The sequence below is a fragment of the Roseicyclus persicicus genome, assembly GCF_012395815.1.
GTDB classification, from domain to species: Bacteria; Pseudomonadota; Alphaproteobacteria; order Rhodobacterales; family Rhodobacteraceae; genus Roseicyclus; species Roseicyclus persicicus.
Genome location: NZ_JAAZQQ010000007.1, coordinates 162,347 through 180,960, shown reverse-complemented (window position 1 = coordinate 180,960; position 18,614 = coordinate 162,347). Strand labels below are relative to the sequence as shown.

The window sequence follows — 18,614 nt, the reverse complement described above, 5'->3', positions numbered from 1 at the left end:
CGGACCGGCCCCGTCTCGCGCCCGAGACTAGCCGCAGCGCGGGGCGGCTGGCCAGCGAAATGGCGGGCCCGGGGCGCGGGCGGGGGGCGCCATCCGGCCTCTGGTCAGGGCCGCGCGGCCCGCGCATACTCGGCCCCGCATGGCCGACGCCGCGACCGCCACCGCCCGACCGCCCGCCCCGCCCCGCGCCCGACCGCGCCGGCGGCGGCCCCTGCCTGCGCTGGCGGTGGCGCTGGCGGGGTTGGCGCTTGTGATGGCGCTCGCCTTTCCGCGGGTCGAGCGCGCCTTCCTGATCGCCATGGGCGACCGCGACCGGGCGACGCTGGAGCTGGCCACGCAGGTCATGCGCGGCGCGCTGAGCCGGACCGAGGCGCTGCCCGTGCTGCTGGCCGAACGGCCGATCCTCGCGCGGCTCCTGCGCGAGCCCGGCAACTCGGGCCTCCTGCCCTTCGTGAACGAGCAGCTGCGCCAGACCGCCCTGTCGCTCGACCTGTCGGACGTCTACCTGATGGATGCCGAGGGGCTGACCATCGCCGCCTCGTCCTACCGCACCGACCGCAGCTTCGTCGGGCAGCGTTTCGCGTACCGGCCCTATTTCACCGAGGCGCTGGCGGGCGGGCTGGGGCGGTTCCACGCGCTCGGCACCACCTCGGGCGAGCGCGGCTATTTCTTCGCCGCCCCCGTCATCGACGGCACCGAGATCACCGGCGTGGTCGCGGTCAAGATCACGCTGGACGCCTTCGAGGCGACCTGGGCCGACAGCGGCTCGACCATCATCGTGCAGGACATGTCGAACGTGATCTTCCTGTCCGACCGCGCCGACTGGCATTTCCGCACCCTCGGCCCGGTGCCCGAGGCCGGGCTCGAAACCATCGCCGCCACCCGGCAATACCCGATCGGCCGGCTCACCCCCCTGCCCGCCCGGCGCGCGGCGCTGGGGTCGTCGGGCTACGAGATCGTCACCATCGACGGGGCGGCGGGGCGCGAAAGCTACCTGATGCAGACCGGCCTCGTCGCCGCCGCGGGCTGGCGGGTGTCGATCCTGTCGCCCACCGCGCCGGCCACGGTGCAGGCGCTGACCGTGATGGCCGTCGCGGGGCTGGCGGCGCTGTTCGTGCTGCTCATCGCCGCGGTGATCTGGCAGCGCCGGATCCGGCTGGAGGAGCGGCTGGCGGCACAGGCGGGCGAGCAGGCCCGGCTCGAGGCCCGCGTGCGCGAACGCACCCGCGACCTCGACGCCGCCAACGCGCAGCTGCGGCAGGAGGTCGAGGTGCGCGCCCGCGCCGAGGCGCAGCTGCGCAAGACCCAGGCCGAGCTGGTGCAGGCCGGCAAGCTGGCCGCGCTGGGGCAGATGTCGGCGGCGCTGAGCCACGAGTTCAACCAGCCGCTGGCCGCCGTGAAGGCCTATGCCGAGAACGCCGCCACCTTCCTCGACCGCGGCCGCGAGGGCGAGGCGCGCGAGAACATCCGCCTGATCTCGACCATGGCCGACCGCATGGCCTCGATCTCCAAGCACCTGCGCAACTTCGCCCGCCGGCCGCAGGACAAGACCGGCCCGGTGCCGATGCGCGCCGTGATCGAGGACGCGCTGGAGCTGATGCGCCCGCGGCTGGACAAGGCGGGCGCCCGGCTTGACTACGCCGCGCCCGCGGCCGAGGTCTGGGTGACGGGGGGCCGCGTGCGGCTGCAGCAGGTGATCGTCAACCTGATCGGCAACGCGCTCGACGCGATGGAGGGGCGCGAGCCGCCCGAGATCGCGCTGGCGCTGGCCGTCGAGGGCCGCCGCTGCCTCCTCGAGGTGCGCGACCGCGGCCCGGGGCTGAGCGAGGACGCGCTGGCGCAGGCCTTCGACCCGTTCTTCACCACCAAGGCGCCCGGGCAGGGGCTGGGGCTGGGGCTGTCGATCTCCTACAACATCGTGCGCGATTTCAACGGCCGCCTGACCGCCGCGAACCGGCCCGAGGGCGGCGCGGTGTTCACGGTGGAGCTTGACCTCGCCGACCCGCCCGCCGAGATGGCCGCCGAATGACCGACGCCGCCCCCTGCCCCGTGCTCTTCGTCGACGACGAGGCCCCCCTGCGCCACGCCGCGACGCAGGCGCTGATGCTGGCCGACCTCGACGCGATCCCCTGCGCCACCGCCGCCGAGGCGCTGGCCCGGCTCGACCGCGACTTTCCCGGCATCCTCGTCACCGACATCCGCATGCCCGGCATGGACGGGCTGATGCTGATGGCCGAGGCGCTGACGCTGGACCCCGAGCTGCCGGTGATCCTGATCACCGGCCATGGCGACGTCGAGCTTGCGGTGCAGTCGATGCGCGACGGGGCCTATGATTTCCTCGAGAAACCCTACGCCCCCGCCCGGCTGGTCGAGGCGGTCCGCCGCGCGCAGGACAAGCGCCGCCTGACGCTGGAGAACCGCCGCCTGCGCGCCCGGGCCGACGGCGGCGGCGACCCGATCGCGGCCCGCCTGCTGGGCGCGTCCGAGGCGATGACGCGGGTCCGGGCCGAGCTGCGCGCCGTGGCCGGCACCGAGGCCGACGTGCTGATCGAGGGCGAGACCGGCACCGGCAAGGAGGTCGCGGCCCGCGCGCTCCACGCCGCCTCGGCCCGGGGCGAGCGGCCCTTCATCGCGGTGAACTGCGCCGCGCTGCCCGCCGAGCTGATCGAGAGCGAGCTGTTCGGCCACGAGGCCGGCGCCTTTCCCGGCGCCACCCGCGCCCGCTACGGCAAGTTCGAGCACGCCCGCGGCGGCACTCTGTTCCTCGACGAGATCGACAGCCTGCCGATGGCCCTGCAGGGCAAGCTGCTGCGCGTGATCGAGGACCGCGCGGTCACGCGGCTGGGGTCCAACGACCCCGTGGCGCTCGACCTGCGCATCGTCGCCGCCTCCAAGCGCGACCTCGCCGCCGCCGCCCGCGACGGCGCGTTCCGCCCCGACCTCCTCTACCGGCTCAACGTCGTCACCCTGCGCCTGCCGCCCCTGTCGGCCCGGCGCGAGGACATTCCGGCGCTGTTCCTGTCGCTGCTCGATGCCGCCGCTGCCCGCGCGGGCCGCCCGGTGCCGCCGGTGCCCGGCGCGGTGCTGTCGGCCCTGACCGCGCGGGACTGGCCCGGCAACGTGCGCGAGCTGCGCAACGCCGCCGAGCGCATGGCGCTGGGGCTGGAGACCGGGCTCGCCGCGCCGGCGGCAGGCCCGGACGGCGCGCTGGCCGCGCAGATGGCCGCCCACGAGAAGGCCCTGATCGCCGCGGCGCTGGCGGCCAACGGGGGCAGCCTCAAGGCGACCTACGAGGCGCTGGGGCTCAGCCGCAAGGCGCTCTACGAGAAGATGCAGAAGCACGGGCTCAGCCGCGACAGCTTCCGCGAGGACTGAGCACCGCCCGCGCGATGTGTCGGAATCGGGACATGCCCCGGCCCGCTTTGGGCAGGCATCGACCCATTGCCCGGCGAAACGCGTTTCCTCTTGCGCAATCCGGCCATGCAGGGCTTGCATGACGTCGTGGCGCGCCCCAGACAGCGCGACCAAGCGGCCCGGGGGGAGCCGGGCGCTTCTCATGTCCACAAGGGAGACTGACATGACCTTCACCCGCATCGCCGCGCTTGCGGCCACCACGGCGCTGACCGCCACCGCCGCCTTCGCCGACGCCCACGTCGACCGCACCGGCTGGCCCGAGAGCTTCACCGTCGGCACCGCGTCGCAGGGCGGCACCTTCTTCGTCTACGGCTCGGGCTGGGCGAACCTCGTCGCCGACGAGCTCGGCATCTCGGGCGGCGCCGAAGTCACCGGCGGCCCGATGCAGAACATGGCGCTGGTGCACACCGGCGAGGCCCAGTTCGGCCTGACCACCATGGGTCCGGCGGCCGAATCCTATGCCGGCACCAACCCGATCGCCCCCGGCCTGCAGATGACCGGCGCCTGCGCGATGTTCCCGATGTACCAGACGCCGTTCTCGATCACGACGCTGGCCTCCTCGGGCATCACCTCGATCTCCGACATCCCGGCCGGCGCGCGCATCGGCTTCGGCCCGGCGGGCTCGACCTCGGACACCTACTTCCCGGCCATGCTCACCGCGCTCGGCATCGAGTACGACCGCCGCAACGGCGGCTGGGACGACCTCGGCGGCCAGCTTCAGGACGGCCTGCTGGACGTGATCGCCTTCGCGGCCGGCGTGCCGATCCCGGCGGTGTCGCAGCTCGAGGTGCAGACCGACATCAACATCATCGAGTTCACCGAGGAAGAGCAGGCCGCCATCCTCGAGGCGTTCCCGGTCTCGGCCTTCGAGATCGCGCCCTCGACCTACACCACCCTCGAGGCGCCGGCGCGTTCGGTGGCGATGTGGAACTTCGCCATCGCCAACTGCGACCTGCCCGAGAGCTTCGTCTACGCCGTCACCGACGTGGTGATGTCGGACAACGAGCGCATGGTCGGCATCCACTCCTCGGCCCGCGAGACCCTGCCCGAGAACTGGGACAAGAACACCTCGCTGATGTGGCACCCCGGTGCGGCCCGCTGGTTCATCGAGAACGCCGGCGCGACCATCGACCCCGCCACCATCTACGGCAACTGATCCGCGCCTGACGCGCGGGTCGCCCGCGCCGGCCCCGGCCGGCGCGGGCACCCCCACAGACAAGACAAAAGCCCCGCGCCCGGCCCCGTGCGCCGGGCCACCAGACCGGGGCACAGGCCCGCGGCGCGACACCCCGCCCGCGCGCGGCCGAGAGGGACAGCACCATGACCGACCAGACCAGCACCGGACGCCGCCCCGAGGACGAGCCCGAGGACGTCCTGCCCGAGGGCCCCGTCCTCGCCGAGGGCGTCGACGAGGACCCGATCGAGAAGAACCGCCGCCTGCCGGTCGGCTGGCGCGCCACGGCCATCGCCGCCTTTGCGGCGGTCTACGCCTTCTTCCACCTCGCGGCCCTGAACGGCCTGTCGATCTCGCGCACGACCGGGATCGAGCTGCCGCTGCTGCCCGAGATGCCGATGGAAACCTGGGCCTTCCGCATCGTCCACATCGCGGGCGCGCTGGCGCTCGGGTTCCTGCTGTTTTCCTCCCGCTTCTTCAGCGACGACAGGCCCGCCCGCGACACGAAACTCGTGGGCTACGCCGCGCTGGCCCTGCTGATCCCCGCCGCGCTGGCGCTGGCCACCGCGCTCGGCTTCATGGCCGACATCAACTCGGGCACCCTGCCGCAGATGGGCGGGCTCACGACCTGGGCCGCCTTCCCGGGCACCGAGCTCTATACAACCGAGGTCTGGTGGTACGGCGTGCCGCTCCTGATCGCCACCTTCGGCGCCATCGTGCTGGGCTGGATCGAGGACCGCCCGCGCGACCGCTTCCCGATCTCGGACATGGTGCTGGCCTTCTGCGCCGTGGTCGTCGCGGCCTACCTGATCCCGATCTACGGCACCGCCGCCCGCAACTCGGTTGGCACGCCCTTCGTGCCGGTCGGCGTGGCCTTCGCCGCCACCGCGGGCTCGGCCCTGATCCTGGAACTCACCCGCCGCGTCGCCGGCATGGCGCTCGTCATCATCACCGGCGTCTTCCTCGCCTACACCTTCACCGCGCACCTGCTGCCCGGCATCCTCGCCGTGCAGACCCCCTACACCTGGCAGCGCTTCTTCGGCTTCCTCTACACCGATGCCGGCATCCTCGGCGCCACCACCGCGGTCAGCTCGACCTACATCATCCTGTTCATCATCTTCGCGGCCTTCCTGCAGGCCTCCAAGGTGGGCGACTACTTCGTCAACTTTGCCTTCGCCGCCGCCGGCCGCGCCCGCGGCGGCCCGGCCAAGGTGGCGATCTTCGCCTCGGGCCTCATGGGCATGATCAACGGCACCTCCGCCGGCAACGTGGTGGCCACTGGCTCGCTCACCATCCCGCTGATGAAGAAGGTCGGCTACTCCAAGCGCACCTCGGGCGCGGTCGAGGCCGCGGCCTCGACGGGCGGCCAGATCATGCCGCCGATCATGGGCGCCGGGGCCTTCATCATGGCCGAGATCACCGGCATCCCCTACACCGAGATCGCCATCGCCGCGATCATCCCCGCGGTGCTCTACTTCGTGTCGGTCTACTTCATGGTCGACCTCGAGGCGGCCAAGCTCGGGATGCGCGGGATGCGCGAGGACGAGCTGCCCAAGTTCCGCGACATGGTGCGCCGCGTGTTCCTGTTCCTGCCGATCGTGATCCTGATCGCGGCGCTGTTCATGGGCTACTCTGTGATCCGCGCGGGCACGCTCGCCACCGCCGCCGCCGCAGTGGTCAGCTGGCTGACCCCGCACCGCATGGGCCTCCGGGCGCTGGTCCGCGCCTTCGAGATCGCGGGCGTCATGTCGATCCAGATCATCGCGGTCTGCGCCTGCGCGGGCATCATCGTGGGGGTCATCTCGCTGACCGGGGTCGGCGCGCGCTTCTCCTCGCTGCTGCTCGACATCGCCGACACCTCGCAGCTGCTCGCGCTCTTCTTCGCCATGTGCATCGCGATCCTGCTCGGCATGGGCATGCCCACCACGGCCGCCTACGCGGTGGCGGCCTCGGTCGTCGCGCCGGGCCTCGTGCAGCTCGGCATCCCGACGCTCACCGCGCATTTCTTCGTGTTCTACTTCGCCGTCCTCTCGGCCATCACGCCCCCCGTGGCGCTGGCGAGCTACGCGGCCGCCGGCATCTCGGGGGCGAACGCGATGGAAACCTCGGTCACCTCGTTCAAGTTCGGGCTGGCCGCCTTCATCGTGCCCTTCATGTTCTTCTACAACGGCGCGCTCCTGATGGACGGCAGCTGGGTCGAGGTGCTGCGGGCCGGCGTGACGGCGGCCTTCGGGGTGTTCCTGCTGTCCTCGGGCGTGCAGGGCTGGTTCATGGGGGCGCGCGTCGCGTGGTTCCTGCGGGTGGCCCTCATCGCCGCGGCGCTGTTCATGATCGAGGGCGGGCTGATGACCGACCTCGTCGGCCTCGGCCTCGCGGTGGCGATCTACTTCGTCCAGAAGCTGTTCCACCCCCGCCCCGACGCCACCATCCCGGTGCGCGGCGCCGACTGACACGACCAGACGGGGGGCGGGCCGCACACCCGCCCCCCTTCATCTTTCCCCAAATACGCACACGCCGACGCTGGCCCCGGGCGCGGCGCCATGGCATGTCTCGCCCCGATGCAGACGCTCCGCCAATCGCCCACCGACCCCGGGTTCGTGCAGGACCCCTACCCGTTCTACGCCCGCGCCCGCGCCGCCGGGCCGCTGGTCTGGTGGGAGGACTACGGCCTGCCGATGGCGACCACCCACGCCGCGGTCAACGCGCTCCTGCGCGACCGCCGCTTCGGCCGCGAGCCGGTCGATCCGCCGCCCGTCCCCGAGCACCTGAAACCCTTCTACGCGGTCGAGGCCCACTCGATGCTGGAGCTGGAGCCGCCCCGCCACACGCGGCTGCGCTCCCTCGTGCTCCGCGCCTTCACCAGCCGCCGCATCCAGGCCCTCGCCCCGGAAATCGCTGCGCTCGCCCGCGACCTCGTCGGCCGCTTCCCCGACGGGGCGCCCTTCGACCTGCTCGACGCCTTCTGCCGCCCGATCCCCGTCATCGTGATCGCCCGCCTCCTCGGCGTGCCCGAGACGATGGCCCCCGACCTCCTGCGCTGGTCCAACGCCATGGTCCAGATGTACCAGGCCCGCCGCAGCCGCGACGACGAGGTCGCGGCCGTGGCCGCGACCGAGGAGTTCGTAGCCTTCCTGACGGACTACGTCGCCCGCCGCCGCAGCGACCCGCGCGACGACCTCATCACCGCCCTCATCGCCGCCGAGCAGGACGGCAACCGCCTCACCGCCGACGAGCTGATCACCACCTGCATCCTGCTCCTCAACGCTGGCCACGAGGCCACCGTCCACACCCTCGGCAACGGCGTGGCGCGCTGCCTCGACACCGGCGCCCGCCCTGGCCCCGACCCCGCGCCGCTGGTCGAGGAAATCCTCCGCCACGACCCGCCGCTGCACCTCTTCACCCGCCACGCCTAAGAGGACGCCGAGGTCTTCGGCCACAGCTTCCGCCGCGGCGACCAGGTCGGCCTGCTGCTCGCCTCCGCCAACCGCGACGCCACCGCCTGGGCCGACCCCGAGCGCTTCGACCCCGCCCGCGCCGACGGGCCCACCAACCTGTCCTTCGGCGCGGGCCTGCATTTCTGCGTCGGCGCGCCGCTCGCGCGACTCGAGCTGCAGATCGCGCTGCCGATCCTGTTCGAGACCTGCCCCGACCTGCGCCTCGCCGCCCGGCCCGCCTACGCGAATATCTATCATTTCCATGGGCTTGAGCGCCTGATGGTCACGCGATGACGCTGGACAGCCGCAGGCCGCCCCGCTAGCGTGCCCCCGGGGACCGCCTGACCGAAAGACCACGCCCGTGATGCGTCCGACCCTTGCCGCCCTGGCCGCCGTGCTGGCACTCGCCGCCTGCGACCCCGTCGCGCCCACCACCTACTACGCCGAAGGCGTCGACCTCGCGACCCGCGACGCCGATTACGCCCAGTGCGCGGCGCAGGCGCTCAGGGACCACCCGGTGCGCGACGAGATCCGCTTCACCCCCCGCATCTACGTGCCGTCGCGGACCAGCTGCACGGCCGCCGGCGCCTGCACCACCATCCCGGGCTATTTCGAGGGCGGCGAGCCCTACACCGTCGACGGCAACGCCGGCATCCGGGCGACGGCGACCCGCGGCTGCATGGGCGAGCGCGGCTACGCCCGCGTCGGCCTGCCCTACTGCGCGGCCGAGACCGCGATCCGCCCCTCGGTGGTGATGCCGCCGCTCGCCGACGGCACCTGCCTCTACCGCCCGGACGGCCGCGGCCCGGCGCTGGTGGTCAACCCGGTCTGAGCCGCCGCCGCGCCTCAGACCCCCTCGTCGTCGTCCTCGTCGATCTGCGCCACCCGCGCGCCGGACTTGCTGGTGGTGACCACGCCCAGCGACTTGAGCTTGCGGTGCAGCGCCGAGCGCTCCATGCCCACGAAGCTGGCCGTGCGGCTGATGTTGCCGCCGAAACGGTTGATCTGCGCCATCAGGTACTGCCGCTCGAACAGCTCGCGCGCCTCGCGCAGCGGCAGCGTGGTCAGCCGCGCCGACAGCGGCGCGCCGTCCTCGTCGCCGGCGCCGGGCTCGGCGGCCCCGGGCAGGTCCGCGGCCTCGATCGGCCCCGTGCCCTCGCCCAGGATCAGCACCCGCTCGATCACGTTGCGCAGCTGGCGCACGTTGCCCGGCCAGCGCATCGTCTGCAGCATCGCCACCGCGTCCTCGCCGAGCGCGCGCAGCGGCAGCCCCTGCTCGCGGTTGAACTCGGCGATGAAGTGGCGGGCCAGCTCGGGGATGTCGTCGCGCCGGTCCTCGAGGCTCGGCACCTCGATCGGCACCACGTTCAGACGGTGATACAGCTCCTCGCGGAACCGCCCGCCCGCGATCTCCACGGACAAGTCGCGGGAGGTCGAGGAAATGACCCGCAGGTCGACCCGCACCTTGGCGGTGCCGCCGACGCGGCTGAAGCTCTGGTCGACCAGCACCCGCAGGATCTTGGACTGGGTGCCGAGCGGCATGTCGGCCACCTCGTCGAAATAGACCACGCCGCCGTGCGCCTGTTCCAGCAGGCCCTGTTCCACCCCGCGCTCGGGGCTTTCGCGGCCGAACAGCTTCACCTCCATCTCCTCGGGCTGGATCGAGGCCGAGGACACCACGACGAAGGGCGCGTCGGCGCGGTTCGACTGGCCGTGGATGTAGCGCGCCGCCACCTCCTTGCCGGACCCCGGCCCGCCGGTCAGCATCACCCGCCCGTTCGACTTCGTCACCTTGTCGAGCTGCGCCTTCATCGCGCGGAAGGCGACGCCCGTGCCGATCATCCGCGCCTCGCGCACGTCCTGCCGGCGCAGCGCCGCGTTCTCGCGCCGGAGCCGCGACGCCTCCATTGCGCGCCGGATGACGACCAGCAGCTGGTCGATGTTGAACGGCTTCTCGATGAAGTCGTAGGCGCCCTGCTTGATCGCGGCGACCGCGATCTCGATGTTGCCGTGGCCCGAGATGATGACCACCGGCACCTCGGGGTTGTCGCGCTTGACGTGGGACAGGATGTCGATCCCGTCCATGTTCGAGTCCTTCAGCCAGATGTCGAGGATCATCAGCCCGGGCGCGGCGCGGTTCAGCTCGGCCATGCACTCGTCGGAGTTGCCGGCCATCCGCGTGACGTAGCCCTCGTCCTGCAGGATGTCGCAGATCAGCTCGCGGATATCGCGCTCGTCGTCGACGACCAGAATGTCGGTCATGCTCGTTCCCCGTTTGACAAGATCGGCAGGGTTATGCGCGCCATGGCCCCGCGATGCGCGCCCTCCTCGAAGGGCTCCGCATCGACGAGCTCCAGCGTCCCGCCGTGTTCCTCAATGATCTTCTTGACGATGGGCAGGCCGAGGCCGGTGCCCTTTTCCCGCGTGGTGACGTAGGGCTCGAACAGCTTGGCCCGGTCCGCGGGCAGGCCGATGCCGTTGTCGGCGATGGTGACGACCGCCATGCCGTCGGTCACCTGAAGCGCCCCGCGCAGCTGCGGGACATGGCCAACTGGTGCGCCCTTTTCCTGCAGGGTTTCAATGGCTTCCCCGCCGTTCTTCAACAGGTTCGTGAAGGCCTGCCCGATCATGGTCGCGTCCAGCTCGGCCTTGACCGGCGTCTCGGGGATGTCGAAGGCAAAGCGCACGCCGGGCTGGCCCGCCCGCTGCAGCGTGATCGCCTCGCGGAACAGCTGCGCCAGGTCCTCGACGCGGGTCTCGGGCTCGGGCATCCGGGCGAACTTGGAGAACTCGTCGACGATCCGGCGCAGGTCGTTGGTCTGGCGCACGATGATCTCGGTCATCTCCTCGAGCTTTGCCTTGTCGTCGTCCGGCAACTCCTTGGAAAAGCGGCGCTTGATCCGCTCGGCCGACAGCTGGATCGGGGTCAGCGGGTTCTTGATCTCATGCGCGATGCGGCGGGCCACGTCGCCCCAGGCCGCCATCCGCTGCGCGCTGACCAGCTGGGTCACGTCGTCGAAGGCGACCACGTAACCCTCCAGCCGCCCGTCGGCGTTGCGCCGCGTCGCCATGCGCACCAGCAGGCTTTCCTGCTTGCCCGAGCGGGTCAGCTTGATCTCCTCCTGCACGGCCTCGGCGGTGGATTTCTGCAGCCGCTCGAACAGGGCCGCGAACTCGGGCACCGCGGCCGACAGGCTGAGGCCGCTGTCGCGCTGCTCGACCAGCTGCAGCAGGCGCAGCGCCGAGCGGTTCATGAAATCGACGCGGCCCGCCTCGTTCAGGCCGATCACCCCCGCCGTCACCGAGGACAGCACGCTGTCGAACAGCCGCCGCCGCGCCTCGGTCGCCTCGTTCTGTTCGATCAGCGCGTCGCGCTGGCCCTTGAGCTGCCGGGTCATCTGGTTGAACAGCCGGCCCAGCATGGCGATCTCGTCGTCGCCGCCCTCCTCGGCGACCCGCACCTCCAGGTCGCCGGTGCCCACCCGCTGGGCCGCGCCGGCCAGCTGGCCCACGGGCCGCGACAGGCGCTCGGCGAACCACAGGCCCAGCCAGATCGCGGCCAGCACCATGATGATGGCAAAGCCGAGGTAGAGCAGCCCGAATTCGAACAGCACCCGGCCGCGGTCGGATTCGAGCTGGCGGTAGAGCTGCACCGTCTGCTGCGTCTCGTCGAGCAGCGCGAGGATGTCGCCGTCGACCTCGCGGCTGACGTAGAGGTAGCGGTCGGGAAAGGCGTCGAGCCGCACCAGCGCGCGGAACTCGTTCTGGGCGCGGTCCTCGATCAGCACCAGCTCGCCGTCGCGCGCCGCGGCGAGGTCGGGGGCCGAGGGGCGCTCGTAGTCGAACAGGTAGCTCGATTCGCCCCGCGCCCGGATCTCGCCGCCGCCGTCGATGACGAAGGCCTCCTCCAGCCCGCGCTGGATCCGGCTCTGGCCCTGGCTGAGCAGCTGCCGCAGGTCGCCGTCGGACAACAGCACCGTGGCGCGGCGGTTGAGGTTCAGGAAATTGGCCAGCGCCCGGGTGTCGGTCGTCAAGTCGTCGCTGTGTTCCTGGCTGTAGGCGACGGCGGCGTCCACCGAGTTGCCGAGCGCGGACGACACCCGGTCCGAGAACCAGCCTTCGAGGCCCATGTTCACCGTGATGGTGGCGAAGACCGCGACCAGGATGGTCGGCACCAGCGCCACGATGGTGAACACGCCGGTCAGCCGCAGATGCAGCCGCGAGCCCGCCGAGCGCGCCCGCCGCGACGCCACGATGCGCGCCACCTCGCGCAGCACAAGCGCCGCGACGACGAGGATGTAGACCATGTCGGCCAGGATCACGAGGCGCAGCCCCGGCGCATCGGCCAGGTCCGACAGCGGCCCGAGCACGAGGAAGGTCAGAAGCGCCAGCACCGGCCCCAGAAGCACGAGGCCCAGCGTCGCGACACTGCGCACGCTCGGGTCGTCCTTGAACCGCCAGACCCGATCCAGCGGGCCGGCGGCGCTCCTGTCCGCGGGATCGTCCACGGGCTGCTCCCCCAACGGTGGCACGGCTCTTTCGGGCCTGTCGCCCAACGGCCACGCGACTGTTGCGGTTTTACATCAACTTGCGACGGCGAGTCACGCGGATATCGAGATCGGTGATCTTCTTGCGCAAGGTATTGCGGTTGATGCCCAGCAGGTCGGCACATTTTGCCTGGTTGCCGCCGGTCGCCTCCAACGCGATCTCGATCAACGGCGTCTCCACCTCGCGCAGGATCCGGTTGTAGAGCCCCGCAGGCGGCAACACGCCCCCGTGCAGGTCGAAGTAGCGGCGCAGGTGCTTGGCGACGGAGGCCGACAGCTTGTCGCCCTCGCCCACGCCCATCAGCGGCTCGATCGCGGGCTGGTTGCCCAGCACGGCCTCGACCTCGGCCTTGGTGATCTCCTCGGACTGGCTGGTGACGGTCAGCCGCTTGATGGTGTTCTCCAGCTGGCGCACGTTGCCGGGCCAGGAATAGGCGCGGATCAGGTCCATCGCCTCGGGCGCGAAACGGCGGAGCGCGATGCCGTCGCGTTCCACCCGTGCCAGGAAATGGGCGGCCAGCAGCGGGATGTCGTCGACCCGTTCGCGCAAGGATGGCACGGTCAGGGTCACGCCGCCGAGGCGATAGAACAGGTCCTGCCGGAAGCGGCCCGATTCCATCTTTTCCATCAGGTCCTTCTGGCTGGTCGCCATGACCCGCGGCGCCGAATCCCCGAAGGCGTCGAGCATCCGCACGATCTTGGCCTGCGCCTCTTCGGACAGGTCGCCGACCTCGTCGAACAGGATCGACCCGCCGCGGGCGCGCGACACGATGGCCGACGGGCCGTCGACCCCCTCCAGATCGCCCGCCGAGGCCACCACGAAGGGCAGTGTGCGGCGGTCCGAGAAATCATGGATCGCACGCGCGATCAGCGACTTGCCGGTGCCGCTCTCGCCGGTGATGAGCACGGGCAGGTCGGTGTTCATCACGCGGGCGACGAGGCGGTAGAGCGCCTGCATCGCCGCGGTGCGGCCGACCAGCGGCAGGTCCTCCTGCGCGGACGGCAGAGCGGCGGGGGCGGCGGCGCTGGCGGCGGGCTTGGCCGGCTTGGCGCGGCGCTTCAGGTCCAGCGCGCGGGCGGCGCGCTTCATCAGGTCGGGCAGGTCGAAGGGCTTGGGCAGGTAGTCGTAGGCGTCCTTCTCGGTCGCCTGGATCGCGGTCATGATGGTGTTCTGCGCCGAGATGATGATCACCGGCAGGCCGGGCCGCTTTTCCGTGATCTGCGGCAGGGTCTCGAGCCCGTTGCCGTCGGGCATGATCACGTCCGAGATCACGAGGTCGCCCTTGCCCTCCTCGACCCAGCGCATCAGCGTCATCAGGCTGGAGGTGGCGTGCACCTTGCACCCCGCGCGGGTCAGCGCCTGGGTCAGAACGGTGCGGATGGTGCGGTCGTCGTCGGCGACGAGAACGGTGCCGTCCATGGGTCAGTCAGCTCCGGGGGTCTGGGCGTCTTGCGGCGCGATTTCGGTCAGGGCGCGGTCGTCGGGTCATGCGCCCCCTCGGGTGAAGGATCCTGGTCATTCCGCACCCTTGGGGGCGACGGGCAGGGACACGCGGAACACGGTGCGTCCGGGCACGGAATCCACGGCGATCCAGCCGTCGTGGTCCGAGATGATCTTGCTCACCAGCGCGAGCCCGAGGCCGGTGCCGTTCTCGCGGCCCGAGACGAAGGGCTCGAACAGGTCCTGCGCAATGTCGGGCGGGATGCCCGGGCCGTCGTCGATGACCTCGACCTGCAGCGGCACGGCGCCGCCCGACCCGTCCTTGCGGCGGACCTTGAGGCTGAGTTCGTAGAAGGTGCGCAGCCGGATCGTGCCGCCCTGGCGCCCCGCCTCGGCGGCGTTCTTGAGCAGGTTCAGGAACACCTGCTGCAGCTGGTCGGGGTCGGCCCAGGTGGAGGGCAGCGAGGGGTCGTAATCGTCCTCGATGGTCATGTGGGCGGCAAAGCCCACCGCGGCCGACTTGCGCGCCCGGTCGAGGATGTCGTGGATGTTGACCGCGCGCCGGTCGGGCGGGCGGACGTTGCCGAATTCCTCGACCTGGGACAGGAGCTTGAGGATGCGGCGGGTCTCCTCCACGATCAGGTCGGTCAGCTCCCGGTCCTCGCCGCTCGCGTTCATCGAGATCAGCTGCGCCGCCCCGGTGATGCCGGCCAGCGGGTTCTTGATCTCGTGGGCCAGCATCTCGGCCATGCCGATGGCGGATTTCGCCGCGGATTTGGACGACATCGCCCGGTCCATCCGGCCGGCAAGTTCCCGGCTTTCCAAGAGCACCAGCACATGGTCGGGCTTGTCGGCCAAGGGCGCGATCTGCACGTCGCAGGACACCGGCTTGCGGCTGCCGGTGCCGACGTCGACAGCGTTGACGAAGAGCGGCGCGGCCCCGTCGCGGACGCGGGCGAAGGCCTCCTCCAGCGGCGCGTCGACGAAGATCTTGTCCCAGACCGGGTGGCCGTCGAGCGCCTTTTTCGAGGCGTTCAGGAACAGCTCGCCCGCCGGGTTCACGTCGCGGATCCGGTCCTCGGCGTCGCAGATCATCGCCGGGATGGGCAGCGAGGCCCAGAGGCTGGTGGTGACCTTGGTCATGCGGCGGCCCTTTCCGGGGCGCGCTCCAGCGCGTCGGGCAGCATCGCGCGGATCTCGGCCTCGTCCCGCGCGGTCAGGATGCGGCGGCGGAGGTCGGCCGGCGTGCCCGCGTGGTCCATGTACCAGCCGAGGTGCTTGCGCGCGACGCGGAGGCCAAGGTCGCGGCCGTAGAAGCCCAGCATCGCGGCGTGGTGGCCGGTGACCAGATCGGTCAGCGCGGCGCCCTCGGGCACCTGGGGCGCGGGCGTGCCGTGCAGCGCCGCGGCGATCCCGGCCAGCGCCCAGGGCCGCCCCTGCGCGCCGCGGCCGACCATCACGCCGTCGGCGCCCGAGAGGCGCAGGGCGCGGGCCGCGCTGGCGGAATCGGTGATGTCGCCGTTGGCGATGACGGGGATGGAAACGGCCTCCTTGACGGCGCGGATCGCGGCCCAGTCGGCGGAGCCTTGGTAGAACTGGCAGCGGGTGCGGCCGTGGATGGTGATCATCTGCACACCCGCGGCCTCGGCGCGGGCGGCAAGCGCCGGCGCGTTCCGCTGCGCGTCGTCCCAGCCGAGGCGGGTCTTGAGCGTGACGGGGACCGAAACCGCGCCCACCACCGCCTCGATCAGAGACAGGGCATGGTCGAGGTCGCGCATCAGCGCCGAGCCGGAATAGCCGCTGGTCACCTTCTTGGCCGGGCAGCCCATGTTGATGTCGATGATCCGCGCGCCCTGCCCTTCGGCGATGCGGGCGGCCTCGGCCATCCAGTGCGCCTCGCGGCCGGCGATCTGCACCGCGGTGCGGGCGGCGTCGCAGCCCAGCTCGGCCCGCGCGCGGACCGAGGCCCTGGCCTCGACCATCTCCTGGCTTGCGACCATCTCGGACACCACGAGGCCCGCGCCGAACCCCGCGACGAGGTCGCGGAAGGGTCGGTCGGTGATTCCGGCCATCGGCGCCAGCAGGACGGGCGGCGCGAGGGGCATGTCTGCCAGCGAAACAGTCAAGTGCTCAATCCTTGTGCACACACTTGGAGGGGATAGGGCGACCCGCCGGGGAGTTCAAAAGAAACTCTCGTGACAGGCCGCCGCCCCGGCGCATTTGCACAAATATTGGGCGGCGAGCCGGATTCCAAGGCATCCGTCATGCCGCGTTGTGCGGCGACGGCCAAGCGACTATCACCCGGAACATGGTTGAGACCACCCCCACACCGACCGCCCCGAGGGCCGCCGCGCTGATCGTCGCCGGCGGGCGGGGCCTGCGCGCGGGCGGCGGAATGCCCAAGCAATACAGGGACCTCGCCGGCCAGCCCGTGATCGCGCGGACGATCGCGGCCTTCGACGCGCATCCGGCCATCGCGGCACTGGTGGTGGTGCGGCACGCCGACGACGCGCCTCTCCTCGCGGCCGCGCGTCCGGGGACGCGGCTGCCGCTCGTCGAGGCGGTCGGGGGTGCCACGCGCGACGCCTCGGTCCGGGCGGGGCTCGACGCCATCCCCGAGGGGATCGACCTTGTGCTGATCCACGACGCCGCGCGGCCGTTGGTGTCGGCCGCGGTGATTGACGGCGTCCTCGCCGCGCTTGCCACCCATGACGGCGCCGCCCCCGCCCTGCCCGTCACCGACGCGCTCTGGCGGGGCGAGGCCACCGTGACCGGCACCGAGGACCGCACCGGCCTGTGGCGCGCGCAGACACCGCAGGGGTTTCGCCTGCCCGCGATCCGGGCCGCCCATGCGGCGCACCTCTCCGACCCCGCCCGCCCCGCGGCCGCGGATGATGTCGAGGTCGCCCGCGCCCATGGCCTGACCGTGGCGATCACGCCGGGCGACGAGGCCAACCTGAAACTGACCACCGCCGCGGATTTCGACCGCGCGACGCGACTGATGGAGACGCGCATGGATATCCGCACCGGCAACGGCTTCGACGTGCACCGCTTCGGGCCGGGGGACCACGTGATGCTGTGCGGCGTGAAGGTGCCGCACGGGCGCGGGCTGCAGGGCCATTCCGACGCCGACGTGGGCCTGCACACCGTGACCGACGCGATCTACGGCGCGCTGTGTGCCGGCGACATCGGCACCCATTTCCCGCCGTCCGACCCGCAGTGGAAGGGGGCCGAAAGCCACATCTTCCTGACCCATGCGGTCGACATGGCGGCGGCGCAGGGCTTCGCCATCACCCACGCCGACCTGACGCTGATCTGCGAGCGGCCCAAGATCGGGCCCCACGCCGCGGCGATGCGGGCGCGGCTGGCGGAGCTCCTGCGGATCGACATGGGCCGCGTCTCGGTCAAGGCGACCACCACCGAACAGCTGGGCTTCACCGGCCGCGAGGAAGGCATCGCGGCGCTGGCCACCGTCACGCTGGTGAAGCCATGATCCGCGCGCTCACCACCCTCGGCCCCGTCGGCCACCTGAAGCCCGCCCCCGGCACCTGGGGCAGCGCGGCCGCCGTCCCGCTGGCCTGGGGGCTGCACGCGCTGGGGGGCTTCCCCCTCCTCCTCCTCGCCACGCTGGCCGTCACCGCGGCGGGCTGGTGGGCGGTGCGCGAGGCGACGAAGGGCAGCGCCGACAAGGACCCCTCGGAAATCGTCATCGACGAGGTCGCGGGGCAGTGGGTGGCGCTCTGGCCGGTGTCGCTGGGCGCGCAGGTCGCGGGGGCGGAGTTCTGGGCGCTCTGGCCCGGCGTGCTGACCGCCTTCCTCGCCTTCCGCCTGTTCGACATCTGGAAACCCGGGCCGGTGGGCTGGGCCGACCGGCAGCCGGGCGCGACCGGCGTGATGGCCGACGACCTGATCGCGGGCTGGCTGGCGGCGATGGTGGTGGCGGTGTTCGCCGTGATCGCGCATCTGCCCATGGTGCTGGGATGACCGCGGCCGACGTGCTGGCGGCACTTCGCGCCCGGGGCTGGATGCTCGCCACGGCCGAAAGCTGCACCGGCGGGCTGGTCGCCGCGGCGATCACCGAGATCCCCGGCTCGTCCCACGCCTTCGACCGCGGCTTCGTCACCTATTCCAACGCCGCCAAGGTCGAGATGCTGGGCGTCAACCGCGCCACGCTGGACGCCCACGGCGCGGTGTCCGAGCCGGTCGCGGCCGAGATGGCGCAGGGCGCGCTGGATCGGTCTGAGGCGCAGATCGCCGTCTCGGTCACCGGCATCGCCGGGCCGGGCGGGTCGGCGCACAAGCCCGAGGGGCGGGTCTGCTTCGGCCTGGCCCATGGCGGCCGCGTCCTGACCGAGACGCGCGATTTCGGCCCGCTCGGCCGGTCCGAGGTGCGCGCGGCGGCGGTGCGCCACGCCCTGAACATGGTGCTGAGCGCCAGCTTCGAGCGCCGCGCGCGCTGAGTCGGGCCGATCCGCCGGGCGCCCGTTTCGCGGGCATCCAGCCCACAGAACGCCCATAATCCCGGCACTTCGGGAATTGCCCGCATCCTGTGCGCCCTCCGCCCCTCTTGCCGCTTTTTCGCGCAGCCGGAACGCGCTCTGCAG

Annotated in this window: 13 protein-coding genes and 1 pseudogene; 9 read left to right on the top strand and 5 right to left on the bottom strand. The window is 71.8% G+C overall.

Going from position 1 to position 18,614, the window contains the following annotated elements; translation table 11 throughout:
* The first annotated feature begins 139 nt into the window (after positions 1–139).
* From HCU73_RS17780 to HCU73_RS17755, 6 genes and pseudogenes are all read left to right on the top strand, one after another.
* Complete coding sequence (locus HCU73_RS17780; protein ID WP_168624831.1) at positions 140–2,029, top strand: ATP-binding protein; 1,890 nt, start codon at positions 140–142, stop codon at positions 2,027–2,029.
* Positions 2,026–3,375 carry a sigma-54-dependent transcriptional regulator gene (locus HCU73_RS17775; RefSeq protein ID WP_168624830.1) on the top strand — a complete coding sequence of 450 codons (1,350 nt, stop codon included), beginning with the start codon at positions 2,026–2,028 and terminating at the stop codon, positions 3,373–3,375. Before HCU73_RS17780 ends, HCU73_RS17775 begins: the two co-directional genes overlap by 4 nt.
* 202 nt (positions 3,376–3,577) lie before the next feature.
* A complete protein-coding gene (locus HCU73_RS17770; RefSeq protein ID WP_168624829.1) occupies positions 3,578–4,570 on the top strand; it encodes a TAXI family TRAP transporter solute-binding subunit in 993 nt (330 codons plus the stop codon).
* Between the two features lie 164 nt (positions 4,571–4,734).
* Positions 4,735–7,038 (top strand): TRAP transporter permease, encoded by a 2,304-nt coding sequence (locus tag HCU73_RS17765; protein ID WP_168624828.1) that lies wholly within the window; start codon positions 4,735–4,737, stop codon positions 7,036–7,038.
* Positions 7,039–7,146: 108 nt separating this feature from the next.
* Positions 7,147–8,316: pseudogene (locus tag HCU73_RS17760) on the top strand (cytochrome P450).
* 67 nt (positions 8,317–8,383) lie between these two features.
* The gene (locus tag HCU73_RS17755; RefSeq protein ID WP_210730697.1) at positions 8,384–8,854 is read left to right on the top strand and encodes a hypothetical protein; all 471 of its coding nucleotides are present in this window, start codon (positions 8,384–8,386) and stop codon (positions 8,852–8,854) included.
* Positions 8,855–8,868: 14 nt separating this feature from the next.
* Here the strand turns inward: HCU73_RS17755 and ntrX are convergent, their stop codons facing one another.
* The 5 genes from ntrX to dusB form a co-directional block, all read right to left on the bottom strand.
* Positions 8,869–10,284: a nitrogen assimilation response regulator NtrX gene (gene ntrX, locus HCU73_RS17750; protein WP_168624826.1), complete on the bottom strand. Its 1,416-nt coding sequence runs from the start codon at positions 10,282–10,284 to the stop codon at positions 8,869–8,871.
* A complete protein-coding gene (locus HCU73_RS17745) occupies positions 10,281–12,530 on the bottom strand; it encodes a sensor histidine kinase NtrY-like (protein ID WP_420853594.1) in 2,250 nt (749 codons plus the stop codon). The genes ntrX and HCU73_RS17745 overlap by 4 nt, the downstream gene beginning before the upstream one ends.
* Before the next feature lie 70 nt (positions 12,531–12,600).
* Positions 12,601–13,989, bottom strand: coding sequence for a response regulator (locus tag HCU73_RS17740; protein WP_168624825.1), 1,389 nt, complete (start codon positions 13,987–13,989; stop codon positions 12,601–12,603).
* A gap of 96 nt (positions 13,990–14,085) precedes the next feature.
* Positions 14,086–15,153 (bottom strand): two-component system sensor histidine kinase NtrB, encoded by a 1,068-nt coding sequence (locus HCU73_RS17735; protein ID WP_168624824.1) that lies wholly within the window; start codon positions 15,151–15,153, stop codon positions 14,086–14,088.
* On the bottom strand, positions 15,150–16,136 hold the full coding sequence (gene dusB, locus HCU73_RS17730; protein ID WP_420853593.1) for a tRNA dihydrouridine synthase DusB: 987 nt from the start codon (positions 16,134–16,136) through the stop codon (positions 15,150–15,152). Before dusB ends, HCU73_RS17735 begins: the two co-directional genes overlap by 4 nt.
* A 182-nt stretch (positions 16,137–16,318) precedes the next feature.
* On the opposite strand from dusB, the gene HCU73_RS17725 reads away from it, so the two are divergent.
* From HCU73_RS17725 to HCU73_RS17715, 3 genes are read left to right on the top strand one after another with little or no spacing between them, the layout of a single operon-like run.
* Positions 16,319–17,503 (top strand): bifunctional 2-C-methyl-D-erythritol 4-phosphate cytidylyltransferase/2-C-methyl-D-erythritol 2,4-cyclodiphosphate synthase, encoded by a 1,185-nt coding sequence (locus HCU73_RS17725; protein ID WP_168624822.1) that lies wholly within the window; start codon positions 16,319–16,321, stop codon positions 17,501–17,503.
* On the top strand, positions 17,500–17,994 hold the full coding sequence (locus HCU73_RS17720; protein ID WP_168624821.1) for a phosphatidylglycerophosphatase A family protein: 495 nt from the start codon (positions 17,500–17,502) through the stop codon (positions 17,992–17,994). Before HCU73_RS17725 ends, HCU73_RS17720 begins: the two co-directional genes overlap by 4 nt.
* Positions 17,991–18,470, top strand: coding sequence for a CinA family protein (locus tag HCU73_RS17715; RefSeq protein WP_168624820.1), 480 nt, complete (start codon positions 17,991–17,993; stop codon positions 18,468–18,470). The genes HCU73_RS17720 and HCU73_RS17715 overlap by 4 nt, the downstream gene beginning before the upstream one ends.
* Positions 18,471–18,614: the final 144 nt, after the last annotated feature.

Coding starts and splice junctions, on each gene's coding strand:
- HCU73_RS17740 (WP_168624825.1), bottom strand. CDS start 13,989: ATGGACGGCACCGTTCTCGTCGCCGACGACGACCGCACCATCCGCACC.
- HCU73_RS17765 (WP_168624828.1), top strand. CDS start 4,735: ATGACCGACCAGACCAGCACCGGACGCCGCCCCGAGGACGAGCCCGAG.
- HCU73_RS17720 (WP_168624821.1), top strand. CDS start 17,500: ATGATCCGCGCGCTCACCACCCTCGGCCCCGTCGGCCACCTGAAGCCC.
- HCU73_RS17715 (WP_168624820.1), top strand. CDS start 17,991: ATGACCGCGGCCGACGTGCTGGCGGCACTTCGCGCCCGGGGCTGGATG.
- HCU73_RS17735 (WP_168624824.1), bottom strand. CDS start 15,153: ATGACCAAGGTCACCACCAGCCTCTGGGCCTCGCTGCCCATCCCGGCG.
- HCU73_RS17725 (WP_168624822.1), top strand. CDS start 16,319: ATGGTTGAGACCACCCCCACACCGACCGCCCCGAGGGCCGCCGCGCTG.
- HCU73_RS17775 (WP_168624830.1), top strand. CDS start 2,026: ATGACCGACGCCGCCCCCTGCCCCGTGCTCTTCGTCGACGACGAGGCC.
- HCU73_RS17770 (WP_168624829.1), top strand. CDS start 3,578: ATGACCTTCACCCGCATCGCCGCGCTTGCGGCCACCACGGCGCTGACC.
- HCU73_RS17780 (WP_168624831.1), top strand. CDS start 140: ATGGCCGACGCCGCGACCGCCACCGCCCGACCGCCCGCCCCGCCCCGC.
- ntrX (WP_168624826.1), bottom strand. CDS start 10,284: ATGACCGACATTCTGGTCGTCGACGACGAGCGCGATATCCGCGAGCTG.